The sequence below is a fragment of the Methylophilus sp. genome (genome assembly GCF_008015755.1).
Taxonomy (GTDB): domain Bacteria; phylum Pseudomonadota; class Gammaproteobacteria; order Burkholderiales; family Methylophilaceae; genus Methylophilus.
This window is the reverse complement of sequence record NZ_SSGF01000011.1, coordinates 17,925-30,858: the sequence shown is the minus strand read 5'-3', so window position 1 is coordinate 30,858 and position 12,934 is coordinate 17,925. Positions and strand designations below refer to the sequence as shown.

Genomic DNA, 12,934 nt, shown 5'->3' with positions numbered 1-12,934 from the left:
TTAAGTATTTCTTTTGGCAAACAAATAATGGCTGACCCACCAGGTTTGACCTTGATTTTCACCAAACAACTCGGCGCACGCCATAAAAAACAGACGCCAACGCTGTCGCCACATTTCTGCATCGGCCTGGCCATAGATCGATTGCAATACAGGCGTCAGCGCTGCATGATTTTTGTCCATATTGGCGAGCCAGGCATTGGCTGTTTTTTCGTAGTGACGACCATCCCAACGCCATTTATCAATCAGTTTTAAATCGTCCTGAAAATAAAGCGGTAAATCATCACTTGGCATCATGCCGCCACTAAAAAAATACTGGCTCATCCAGTCATCTTCTGCTTTCACATCAAACGGATACGCTGCATTACGATGTACAAAAATATGCTTGAAAAATAACCCATCAGGCTTGAGCCAGCTTGCGACTTTCGCATACAACACTTGATAGTTACGCATGTGTTCGAACATTTCTACCGAGACAATGCGGTCAAATTGTTGCGTGGTATCAAACACATTCATATCTGCTGTAATAACATTGACATTGGTCAGGCCTCGCGAGCGGAGCTGTTCCATAATGTAGGTCCGTTGTGAGGCGGAATTTGACACGGCCGTGATGCGCGAACGCGGATAATGGCTCGCCATCCACAAAGTCAAAGACCCCCAGCCACAGCCCAATTCAAGCACATGCTGACCATCTTGCAATCGCGCGTGCGCACTGGTTTGGGCCAGCGCTAGTTGCTCGGCATCGTCTAGTGTATGAGTATCAGCTGTCCAGTAGCAGCTACTGTATTTACGATGTATCCCCAAACAATACTGGTAAAAAGCGGCAGGCACTTCATAGTGTTGAGCATTAGCTTTCTCAGGCAAAGGCGCAATATCGGACTGCGCCATCGACTGCACAAACTGCATCAGCGAAAATTGTGCAGTCTCAGCATCCTCTGCTGCAATTTCACGTAAGCGATCTGCACATAATTTGCGTATCCCGTGTCGGATCAGCGCGTCTGGTAGCCATCCTTTTTCTGCAAGTTCAAGGGCAAAGGTCGTTAAAGTTGTCATGATGATGTTTTATGCGGCAATTAATTATTTCAGTATATGTCTATTTGTCGGCCGCTTTAGTTTCATATCAATATTTATTTTTATGCCAACACTTTGTCAATCACAGGAGGCATGCCTCAAGTACAAGTTTAAATTTGGGTGTATACTAACCTGTATAGTCCCTTTTAAAAAACTTTGAGATCATCGCATGCTCACATTCTTTAAACAGTTTTTTGGGTGCGTGTTAACCAGCACCTTGATCGCAGGCTGCACACAGATCAGCCATCCTGATCATCCACAAAGCGCCAAGGCTGACTGGCCAAGCTATGGCTTGAACATGGCTGCGCAGCGCTTTTCAGATTTATCTCAGATCAACCTCAAAAATATAGCCCAACTGCAATCCGCTTGGACCGCTGAAACGGGTGTCAAAGCCACCTTTCAAGCGACGCCGATTGTCGTCAACGGCGTCATGTATGTCAGCCTACCGTTTAATCATGTGTTAGCCCTGGATGCCGCGACTGGCAAACAACTTTGGAAATATACGCATGTTCGCAAAGCGGATTGGCCGATGTGTTGCGGCCCGGCTAACCGCGGGGTTGCTGTCGCCGAGGGCAAAGTGTTTATGGGCACAGTCGATGCCCGCTTAATTGCACTGGATGCACAAAGCGGCCAAAAACTGTGGGATATTGATGTCGCGGGTAATCAGGTGAATACCGAGCATCAGGATACCCTCAGCGGCAGTGATCCAAACAAAACGCGCAAAGTGACTGGTGGCACCGGCGTCGGCATTGCCATGGCGCCAGTTGTTTACAATCACAAGGTGATCATCGGCATTACTGGCGTTGGTTATGGTCTGCATATTGATAATCCGCGCAGCGATGCACCACTGGGTGCTGTGATAGGTGTGACGGGGCGCTATGGCCGCCCAGGGTTTCTGGCAGCATTTGACGTCAATGATGGGCATCAAGTCTGGCAGTTTGATACGATTCCAGAACACGGCTGGGAAGGGCAGTTCACCACCAAAACAGCCGATGGCAATCAGTTCGATCGTGACATTGCCGCAGAACAAGCGGCGGTCAAAGTCTACCCAGACGCTGCCCGTTTTGGCGGTGGCTCTGCCTGGAGCACGCCTGCAATTGATACCAGCACCCATACGCTGTACTTTGGCACTGGCAATCCATCGCCGCAAATGAATGATGTCTCCAGACCTGGTGACAATCTGTATACCGTTTCCCTGGTGGCGCTAGATACCGAGACTGGCAAGTACAAATGGCACTACCAGCAAGTTCCGCATGATTTGTGGGGCTATGATCTGGCAAGCCCGCCCGTATTGTTTGACTATCAATACCAAGGCAAAAAAATAGCCGCCGTGGGGCAGGCTAGCAAAACCGGCTGGTTCTACATTCATGACCGCCAAACCGGACAATTTATTACCAAGTCCGAACCATTTGTGCCACAACATAATTTATTTAAAAAACCAAGCGCAGAGGGCACGGTTGTTTATCCTGGCATATTGGGAGGCGCTAACTGGTCCCCCGTCAGCCTCAATCAGGCACAGCAAACGGCCTATGTGGCGGCCATTCATAGCCCCATTAAATACACCGTGCATGAAACAGAAGTCAGCCCGGGTGAAAAACCCATTCGTTACGCAGCCAGTGAACCTACCAATGATGCACGCTGGGGCTTGTTAAGTGCGATTGACCTGGCTTCTGGAAAAATTGCCTGGCAGCACAAAACCAGCCAGCCGCTCGTTGGTGGCGTGCTCGCCACCGCGGGAGGGCTGCTTTTTTGCGGGGAAGGGGATGGCAAGTTTGTTGCCTACGACAGCAAAACAGGCAAACCCGTATGGCAGTTTCAATCTGAATACGGCGTCAATGCGCCTCCCATCACCTATCAAATCAATGGCGAGCAATTCATCGCCGTGGTGAGTGGTGGCAATTCACTGTTTGGTTTCAAACAAGGGGATCGTATTTTGACATTTAAATTAGCTAAAAATACCAATCAATAAGATTGATAGCGATACATGCATCAGCCTGGGAATGATCATTTTTTGTTGAAAAAACAAATTGTTAGGTTTACACGCACTCGCTAAAACAGTTAAAATATGATCGATTTTGAATTTGCAGTTTTTTAAGAATAAAAAATAACTTGTCGACTAGCCCGTTAGTACTATTGTTTATCTAACGATTGTCACAAATAATGATTAAAGTTTAGTAGTTAATATTTATCTTTGGAGAAGTAACCATGTTTCAAACCCTGAAAAAAGTTGCGGTAGCCGGCGTATTTGGTATCGCATCTGTTTCTGCAGTACAAGCACAAGATTTTGGTCCATTCACTACCAGCCAAAGCATTGATTTCATTCGTGCGATTGCTGATGCAGACTATGTTAAAACCAGTGGCCCTGCAAACGTTAAAGGTTCATATTTTGAAGACTCTTATGAAATCAACCTGACTCAGATTTCTGATTTTTCATATAGCATCACTGAAATCACTTCCGGTAACAACGCGCAGTATGATGTAACATTCCTGAAATTCGGTTTCTTCGATTCTATTGGTAATGAAGTTACTTCATTGACTAACGTCGCTGCCGGTACTTACTTCCTGTCTGCCACTGGTAAATTAGCTGGTTCTTTGGGTGGTGACTTCAATGTTAGCTTCAACATCAATCCAGTTACAGCCGTACCAGAAGCTGATTCATATGCATTGATGTTAGCAGGCTTGGGTTTGATGGGCTTTGTAAGCCGTCGCAAAGCAAAATAATTCGATTATTTGCTGTTTAAAAAGGGCTCTTAATGAGCCCTTTTTTATTGCCTATTTCCGACTGCGGCTCTAGCTTTCACTAGATTTATATTACGGACGTTTTACAACCGTTCTTATGAAATACACTTTAAGCTGCAAAATTTATTGGAGGTGATATGGCTAGACAAAGAAAAACATCTGTACAACTAATTTTAAAGCCAGGCCATTTGCAGGCAATCGGGCAGGTAGCTGCGTAATGGACTTCATTTGAAATACAAACAATGTTAGTTTTAGCTTCAGTTCTTGAAGTCGATCTGCGTAAAGCTTTAATACTGGCAAAAGGTCTAGGTGTTTTAGCTTGGCTTGATATGATTAAGTCTTATCTTATTAAGACTGACCTTGAACTCAATAAGATAATTGCCGCTTCACAGCGTCTTTCCGGTGAAAGAAATAATATTGTTCATGCTTACTGGCAAGATTCAAGGCCTAAATCAGGCTTGCCTTCTTTAGTTAAATCTAAGCCTTCGGATATTGCAACAGGTTTATCTATATCTAAAAAACATACCAAATTACTTTTAAATCACCAATACACCCCTAAAGAAATGCGGTCTATTGCCGCACAGATTCAGGAGCTTGAGCAATCACTAAGACTTTGGGAAGTTAGTTACAAACTACCTAAAAAATTGGCTGCTGCATTGAGAGCTTAAAATAGCTTTAAGTTTTTTATTTTATGGGTTGGGATGATTGTAAATATGTGGATTTACCTGAGTGGTCATCAGACCTTAGAAGTCTCTATTGGGTGATTAGGGTTCAGGGACAAAGTCCAGCGAAACGCATGATGTATTACAGGAAGGTACAAAAGGAAAAATTGAGACTTGCTGAGTTAGGTGTGTCACAAATAAAAATAGCGGCTGTTTGCCGCTATTTGTCGAACTTCAGAAACGCCAAAACGTTACGTTCGATACTGTCTGAAATTGATCCGCAACTGGCCTTTAATTTTCTCAAAAAGTTAACATAATATACATTATGCGAAATTAATCATATCATTGAACTACGTAGTTCCACGGCTTTTTAATGTTGTCTCTCAAATCACTTTTTTGGAGCAACTATGTTTGAAGATTTGATAAATATCAATTCTACTCAGCAAAGATGTTGCAAAGGCGTTATTGCTGAGCTAATAAGTTATGAATAAAGCATTACCAATACGAATCTATTAGGGACTAATCGCCCTACCAACTTCCACGCTAAGCCAAGCCAATATAACTACCATCGATCTCAGTCGCGATTACCGTATTATCAGCCAATAATTTTGGGAAATTAAAAAAAACCGGGCAAATGAAGTTCAGTTTTGAAACATCCCTATTGAACTCATTTTATTGAATATTTGACAGAGGTCGTTTTTGCAGCATACATGGCCTCATCGGCACGTTTTATCATTGTATCAACGCTATCATCTTTATGAGCATTAGTTACCCCAATACTGGCGTTCACAGATACCTGAAGGGATTGATGGGTAATCGGTTGCTTAATTGCGTCCCTGATTGCATCAACAATTTTTATTGCACCCTCTAGATGACAATTTTCTAGAACGACTGCGTATTCGTCACCACCTAATCTAGCAACGGTATCGCTTGCTCTAACAGAGCGTTTAATTCTGCTAGCAACTTGCTGAAGAACCAGATCGCCAGCATCATGACCATGCTGATCATTAATCTCCTTAAATTTATTCAAGTCGAGCAGAATTAAAAGAAATGGCGTTTTGTAGGTTTTAAAATTTCTTATTGCACGATCCATCACTAAATTAAATAGCCTTCTGTTACCTATATCCGTAAGATTGTCAGTATGGACTTCTCTGCTAAGGGGCTCAACAAATCGTTTTGTGACAAAATAAATCGTAGCAACCGAAACAAAAATACTCACTGACAGTAAATAATAAAGTACGCGCTCAATATTTTTAAATGGCGCCAAACTACGTGCTGTGGGTTTTGCGATCACTAAATAGGCAGACTGGTTTTTAGCGCTAAATATCTGACTTGGAAGTATCAATAGCTCTGCATCGCCTTGATGAATTTTTTTAAAATCCTGCTTATCAGTTGTTTGAGTGACGGATATCAGCTCTTCAAGGCTCACCTCAGGCACTGTGCTGGCATTTAGCACCCATTTGTTATCGATTTTTGAGATGACTATTAATTCAAGATTAGTCATCTCTCGCAAATGTTGCAAAAATAGATTATCGACTTCATAACCAACCGTTAAGTTAGCAATATGTGTCGGGGCGCTCAGTTTAGAGTGTGCGATGTGAAAAAGTCGCCAATTCTTTTTTGACGTATTTTGCAATTCTAGTGATGAAAATTGTAATGCTTGAACATCTTTTGGGACGCATAGTAAATCAGTGAGATCTTTACCGCCCGGTAACAGCAAATTTCCAGGACTTTTTGCAATCAATTTATGATCCAGACTAGAGAGCAGTATCAAGCCTGCACCAGCCCTGAAACGGTGATTTTCAAGCACAGACTCTATCGTTTCTTGATCCTGGTGTGCAGTCGCAAATGCTTCTAAAAAACCATAATCTTTAGATAACAATTCAGCGACTTGGAGTAGTTGTAAATTCCGATAAGACAGAATTTGTTGGACTACGCTATGGCCAACTCTCAGTTCATGGCTCAGCGTCTGCTCTGAAATACGTCTATGATTGACCACTTGAATAATAAAAGCGCCAATTTGTACTGAAATCAGAACAGTGATCAGAACGTAAAGTACTCTGTTTTGGTAAAACGTGGGTTTCATTTGGCTTTTAATCAAACAGATAATGCGGGGCTCGCTGATAGTGGCTGATTTATCAAACTGTGTGATGATTATTTAGGTTAATTAGGTTTCGAGTGTGAAAAATTAGCGAATTGTTTACCAAGGTGACTAAGATGAGTTGGCGGTAGGTCATAGGTTGCAGCGGTGGCACTATGCTTAGTATGCCAATCACTAAGCCATAATGAAAAATCGTCCTCAGACAGCGGCTTACCGATAAAATAACCTTGGCCCTCGTCACACCCCAGCAGTCCAAGATGTGTAAGCACATCTTGATTTTCGATGCCCTCAGCTACCACCCGCAAGCCGAGGTTGTGAGCCAGGTCAATGGTAGACTTTACGATGCTGGCATCGCCACTGTTCTTATCCATAAACATCACAAATGATCGGTCAATTTTTAGCTCTTGCACAGGCAATTGTCGCAAGTAAGCCAAGGATGAATAACCCGTACCAAAATCATCAATAGCCAAATGGAAACCCATATCAGCAAGTTTCCTGACAACCGCTTGTGCACGTTCAGGATCTTGCATCAAACTTCCCTCGGTAATTTCCAGTTTTAAGCTTTTGGCATCGAGATGATATTTGGACAGCAACAAAGACAACTGATGCGGTAGTTGAAAGTTGTTCAAATCTCTGGTCGACAGGTTAACGGCAATGGAGATTTTAATCCCCCTCTGCTTGTACTCATGGAGCACCTGGCATGCCCTGACCAGCATCCAATTAGTGATGTCACTAATGACGCCAGTTTGCTCAGCAAAAGGAATAAATTGATCCGGAAAAACCATGCCTTTCACCGGGTGTTTCCAACGAATCAGCGCCTCTCCACCAATCGCTTCACCGGTGACGATATCAATTTTCGGCTGTATAAACAACAACAATTGATTTTTTGCAATTGCTTCTTTTAAGTCTGTAATCATGGTCAGATTTTCTGACTCATCGACCTCTAAAGATTGATCGTAAACGACAAAATCAAGCTTCTTAGATTTTGACTCTAGCTGAGCAGTCTCTGCATGATTTAATAGTGACTCTTCATCCAGTCCATGGCTAGGATAAACAGCCACACCGATACCAGTTCTGACATCGATCGGCTGGTCTTGGACAAACACAGGCTCGTGAAATATTTTCAACACATTCGCAACAAATGCACTCGCTTTCTCCTCGCCGGAATGCTGGAGAAGCACTGCGAACTCATCCGCATCTAACCTCGCGACAATATCCGAAGGTGAGAAAATATTTTCCTTCAATACTTGACCCACGTGTCTGAGTAAATCGTCACCAAAATCTCTACCCAATAAGTTATTGACTGGCTTGAATCGATTAACGTTTAACACAACGATGGAGAACGCATGATTTAATGGCGCATGAGAATGGATTGCAGCATTGACACCCTGCATAAACGAAAGGCTGTTATAGAGCCCGGTTAACTCATCATGAAATGCCAGCCTATGAATTCGATTAGTGCGCTCTTGAATAGCTTCCCGCATCTCATTAAAAAGCCTGCCTAACTGACCAAGCTCATCTCGTCGATCAATCGTCAATTCTTGACTGTAATTACCCTTGGTCATTTCAGTCACGTTTTCAGTGAGCTCGCTAATCGGTTTCACCATTTTTTTGGTGGTCACCCAAATTACAGAAGCGAGCAAAGATATACCCGCCAGCGTTAAAACAAGGAGTGTTAAAAATAAAGTATTCAGCTCTTGAACATATTTAGTCACTGACTCTTGCAAAACCACAAATAACTGCTCACCCTTTTTATCCTCATAAAGCTTTCTGAGTTTGATGTGAAAGGAGTCGTTCTCTATGGTCTTCTGATGAATAGCGTCTTGTTCAGAGACCATCGGATTCATGGAGTCGACCAGCTCGTGCGCACCGTCAGCTGAAAGTGTCCCACCAACAATTTTCCAGTCATTTGAAGAAGTTTTCTGAACAAAAGTAACGTCCAAATTAGTTAGCTGTTTTATTTGATTAGCAACTGACTGATCAAGCTGGAACCCCAACACAATCCACCCGATGACAATGGGGGCTTTGACTGGCACAGCAATCAGCTGAAAGGGTTTTCCGTCAATGATATCGAAACGTAACTTTCCAGAAGTATATTGCTCGCGCACTAGATCCAAGTTTATTTTTTGCGAGGCTTCTTTAGTGGTAGCTGTGTGGGCTAGCGTACCGCCATCATCACTAACATAGTAGGCCACCTCGGCATGAATTCTTTCTTGATAACTTAAGAGTGCGGATTGAATGGTGCCGATATCGTTGGTTGCAACAGCCTCTCTAAAGGCGTAATCAGAAGCCAGCACTTTTGCAGATTGTTGATACGCGGAAGAGTTCTGTTGAAGTAGGTTCTCATAGACACGCTCGCCAACGGCGAGCTGATTCTCAGCAATTTTATATGAGTGTTGATTAATACTGATTTTCAGTGGCACCAAACTGGCAATCTGTTGCACCGCCACCAAGCTCAAAATCACCACCGTCAAGCGCGTGCGAATGTGTCTAAAATCCAACCATTTACTTATGTTTTTCATGGCAAATTGACCTTAACGACCTCGCTTGAATCGACCTTTAGGTTTTGTTCAATCGCAAACTTCAATCTTCCTGCTGGCCAAACTTGGTAAACAAGGTTTCCTGCAGGCACATTGATGACAGCTTTGCCATTGGCATCAGTTTTGGCGAAATAAGGTGTATCTACCACATAGATAAATCCAACCATCGAGTCATGAATATTACAGCCTAAACTGACGACCCCAGCTTTATCAAACACGATAGGATTAGTGGCAACACCGCTGTAGAGTTTTATTTCAAATTTTTTAGCGGGTGAAAAAGAATAGACGTGGTGACGTACTGAGTCTTCATTCGGAAAATTGATTGCGGCACCTGTTTGAACGACCGCAACACCGGGGTTGAATTGTTTGTTCTTTTGAATGATTTTTGCAGTCCCTGATGTGGTTTCAGCAGGCGCTTTACCATCAAAAATGGCAATTACAGTTTCAGGCAAGGGTTTACCAGAAGCATCTTTGACTTCAAACACCAACTCAGCAGCCTCGGCCCTTAAAAAGGCTTGAATACCAAACAGGATGATTGCAAAAATTGCTGATATTTTTTTCAATTGAACTCCCTATTTACCTTGTGACGACGTCACGCTTCATGGGCGCCAAAATTTTTAATAACTGGTTCTTTTCGCTTGTACCCACACCATTTTGATCCATTCGTTGACGTAGTACATCCACCATAATTTCGTATTCAGCCATGCTAATCTGAGACTCTTTGTGTGCATTTTTCATGGTCTCACCCTCGTAAATGCAATCCCCGCCTGTTTTAACACACAGAAAATCTGCAAGGCTTTGCTTGAGCGTTGACATTTTGACACCCTCGAATGAATGGCTTGTTCTGGGATCTTTACTCACAATATCCAGAGTCTGATTCGATAGACGTGTGAGCATAGGCTTGCCGCCAATACGTTGATACAGAGAGGCTTCAGGTGATTGTTGTACATTCGCACATCCAACGCACATTAAAATCAGCCCTGTTACAAGAAAATGTCGCATTGATTAGCACCTCTAAATTATTTTTCTACCTCAATACTAATTCATAGAAGCCACCAGAAATTGAAGAAAAAAGAGCTGGTATGCAATCTTAATTATCGAATTAATTATTTTAAACTCAAATAATATTCAGATTGTATATTTGGAACTTAGAGCTCCTGATGAATCGCCACTAACTTTGTAGACACTGTTCAGCCGATTTGGACTATCCACGGTTTCGTAGACACCTAGCCTTGTTTGCGCCAGACCTCTTCAAACGCTTCAGGGCTCATGCCATTTAGGTGTGAGTGTCGTCTGGCCCTGTTATAAAACACCTCAATATAATCAAAAATATCAGCGCGTGCTTTATCTCTCGAATGATACACATGATTGCGGATTCTTTCCTTTTTTAAGCTGCTAAAAAAGACTCAGCCACTGCATTGTCGTAGCAGTTACCTCTACGACTCATGCTTGCCTGAAGTTGATGTTGCTCGCAAAATCGCTTCCATTCGTCACTGCTATATTGTGACCCTTGGTCAGAATGAACAATGACGGGCTTAGTTGGTTTACGGCGCCATACCGCCATTAAAATCGCATCCAACACGATTTCCTTAACCAATGTTGATTTCATTGACCAACCAATCACCTTGCGAGAGAACAGGTCTAACACCACAGCCAAATAGAGCCAGCCCTGTAGAGTCCGGATATAGGTAATGTCTGTCACCCAAGCCTCATCAGGTGAGTGCATATAGAACTGCTGCGATAATCGGTTTGGTGCTGCTTTCGCTGGCTTGTGATATTTAAAGCGGTGCTTTCTGTATCCACGTAGTGCTGCGATGCCATTCGCTCGCATGATCCTTGCGACACGATGCACACCACAAGACTCCCCGACCTCTCTCAGATCGCAAAATACTCGCCTGCTACCGTAAATCCCCTGGCTAGCTTCAAAAGACTCTTTGATTAAACCAAGTAGACGCCTGTCCTCTATACTTCGATTGGATTCCGGTTTATGGCGCCATGCATAAAACCCACTAGGATGAACACCTAGCAGGTGACACATTGGGCGGATCTTGTATTCATCGCTAGCAGCCTCAATAAAGGCGTACTTTACTCTGGCTGTCTTGCAAAGTACGCGGCGGCCTTTTTTAAAATATCTCGCTCTTCCTGGGCTCTGGCCAACTCTGCGCGCAAGCGAAGATTCTCACGCTTGACTTCAATCAGCTCGGCCTTGTGCTTCTCTTCGTCCGATGGCTCCGAGGCTCTGACCCATTTATAAAGGCTTTGTGCGGATACTCCAAGTCTGTTCGCTACATCAGTAACTGAAAAACCACGTTCAACCACTTGGCGTACTGCCTCAGCCTTAAACTCTTCTGCAAATCGTTCCCTTGCCATTATCTACTCCGTTCAGTTTAATTAAACTATAACGGTGTCTATCAAAGCGTGGGTAGTCCACATTTAAAATTCGGTTATTTTGATTGTTTCAGAGGGTTCTCACGGTAGAAAATAAAAAACCCAACTGAATATTCAGTTGGGTTTGATTTGGTGGAGGTGGCGGGTTTCGAACCCGCGTCCAAAAGCACTCTACAGACAGTTCTACATACTTAGCTGAGTTGTTTAATTTAACCGTACACTCACCAACGAGCAAGCAAGAGTAAAGCGAGTCACCTTAGATTTAATGATGTATTAAGTAACCCAACACACCACGATCTTCTCTTAATGACGCTGCTGCCAGTTACCTGGCCCGACCGAGAAGCTCTTCGGTGCAGCGTTCAGCCGGTATTAAGCGGCTAAAGCGTAAGTTTCGTCGTTTGCGACTATACTTGTTCAGATGGATTTACGAGGTAACCTGAATCCTCGGTATGCCCTGCACTGCTTCGCAACCTCTGTCGAATCCAAGTCACCCCCAGAGGCATAAGTTACGTATTTGCAATTGCAACTATATTACTTATGATTCAATTATAACATTTTTGATCCTATTGTTCCTGTTTATCTAATTTATGCAAATAGGTGATGAATGGTTTCAGAATATTGCCCTTCGCAACTACATTGTTATTTGGAGAAGCGGACAAGTCTATAATTTGCCCCAAATTAGGGTCAATTATCAAAATTTCTCCAAGCTGATTAATTCTGTCGATTACACTTTTTAATACTCTAGCAGTGTCCGTGTAGGCTATATACCAATTCTCATTTTGAATTAACCTATCTTCGGATTTAGCAACCTCGAAATTAGATGATAATTTAGTAGAAAGTGATTTATTGAGTAGAGAAACCTGATTTTTTAAATTGCTGTTTTCCAACTGAAGATTGATTGAAACGGCCTTGAGCATATCATTGTCAAGATTTTCGATTTTGGTAAATTTGCATTCAAAAGGTAACGATAACCAATAATTCATTAACAATTTATAATAATTTTGATTCCTTTTAAGAGAAGTACGATAAATCGTAGTCTGATGAGATATATAAGCTATTAATTCTATTAAATTAACAAACACCATTTTTTGAATGGACATAGACTGCAATATAGATGAGGGTATAAATAATTTTGTGTAAACGGTCATTTTGCAGGAAACTGCGAAAGTACTTTTGGAGTAGAAATGACCGTATCAAAAGCCCTCCCCAACGATCTGATAGATGGATTGTTGGCGAATTATAAAAAGCCAGAAGATTTAATTGGCGAGAATGGCCTGCTCAAGCAATTAGACTAAGCCTTGGTTGAGCGAGCGCTTGAAGCAGAGATGGCTGAACATCTTGGTCATGACAAGCATGAGTCAGTGAAGAATGCGACTGGCAATACCCGCAACAGTAAAAGCCGCAAGACCCTCAGACTTAAGGTAAAAACTTAAGTC

Annotated in this window: 9 protein-coding genes, 1 other RNA gene and 2 pseudogenes; 4 read left to right on the top strand and 8 right to left on the bottom strand. The window is 42.8% G+C overall.

What is annotated here, in order from left to right; genetic code table 11:
• Positions 1–1,050 (bottom strand): cyclopropane-fatty-acyl-phospholipid synthase family protein, encoded by a 1,050-nt coding sequence (locus E6Q52_RS05175; RefSeq protein ID WP_292819305.1) that lies wholly within the window; start codon positions 1,048–1,050, stop codon positions 1–3.
• 187 nt (positions 1,051–1,237) lie between these two features.
• On the opposite strand from E6Q52_RS05175, the gene E6Q52_RS05170 reads away from it, so the two are divergent.
• The 3 genes from E6Q52_RS05170 (at position 1,238) to E6Q52_RS05160 (ending at position 4,475) form a co-directional block, all read left to right on the top strand.
• Positions 1,238–3,037, top strand: coding sequence for a PQQ-binding-like beta-propeller repeat protein (locus E6Q52_RS05170; protein ID WP_292819302.1), 1,800 nt, complete (start codon positions 1,238–1,240; stop codon positions 3,035–3,037).
• A gap of 236 nt (positions 3,038–3,273) precedes the next feature.
• Positions 3,274–3,789, top strand: a complete 516-nt coding sequence (locus E6Q52_RS05165; protein WP_292819300.1) for an FxDxF family PEP-CTERM protein — start codon at positions 3,274–3,276, stop codon at positions 3,787–3,789.
• Between the two features lie 260 nt (positions 3,790–4,049).
• Entirely contained in the window at positions 4,050–4,475 is a 426-nt protein-coding gene (locus tag E6Q52_RS05160) for a hypothetical protein (protein ID WP_292819297.1), read from the top strand.
• A gap of 661 nt (positions 4,476–5,136) precedes the next feature.
• Here E6Q52_RS05160 and E6Q52_RS05155 read toward each other — a convergent pair.
• From E6Q52_RS05155 to E6Q52_RS05125, 7 genes and pseudogenes are all read right to left on the bottom strand, one after another.
• The gene (locus E6Q52_RS05155; RefSeq protein ID WP_292819294.1) at positions 5,137–6,555 is read right to left on the bottom strand and encodes a diguanylate cyclase; all 1,419 of its coding nucleotides are present in this window, start codon (positions 6,553–6,555) and stop codon (positions 5,137–5,139) included.
• A 77-nt stretch (positions 6,556–6,632) separates the two neighbouring features.
• Positions 6,633–9,092: an EAL domain-containing protein gene (locus E6Q52_RS05150; RefSeq protein WP_292819291.1), complete on the bottom strand. Its 2,460-nt coding sequence runs from the start codon at positions 9,090–9,092 to the stop codon at positions 6,633–6,635.
• Positions 9,089–9,673: a methylamine utilization protein gene (locus E6Q52_RS05145; protein WP_367124886.1), complete on the bottom strand. Its 585-nt coding sequence runs from the start codon at positions 9,671–9,673 to the stop codon at positions 9,089–9,091. The genes E6Q52_RS05150 and E6Q52_RS05145 overlap by 4 nt, the downstream gene beginning before the upstream one ends.
• 13 nt (positions 9,674–9,686) lie before the next feature.
• Entirely contained in the window at positions 9,687–10,112 is a 426-nt protein-coding gene (locus E6Q52_RS05140) for a group 1 truncated hemoglobin (protein WP_292819288.1), read from the bottom strand.
• Positions 10,113–10,336: 224 nt separating this feature from the next.
• Positions 10,337–11,480 (bottom strand): annotated as a pseudogene (locus E6Q52_RS05135) (IS3 family transposase).
• Positions 11,481–11,628: 148 nt separating this feature from the next.
• Positions 11,629–11,993, bottom strand: a transfer-messenger RNA (tmRNA) gene (ssrA, locus tag E6Q52_RS05130).
• A gap of 68 nt (positions 11,994–12,061) precedes the next feature.
• Entirely contained in the window at positions 12,062–12,598 is a 537-nt protein-coding gene (locus tag E6Q52_RS05125; RefSeq protein ID WP_292819285.1) for a hypothetical protein, read from the bottom strand.
• Between the two features lie 84 nt (positions 12,599–12,682).
• On the opposite strand from E6Q52_RS05125, the pseudogene E6Q52_RS05120 reads away from it, so the two are divergent.
• A pseudogene (locus E6Q52_RS05120) lies at positions 12,683–12,913 on the top strand (transposase); the annotation flags it as partial.
• Positions 12,914–12,934 lie beyond the last annotated feature (21 nt).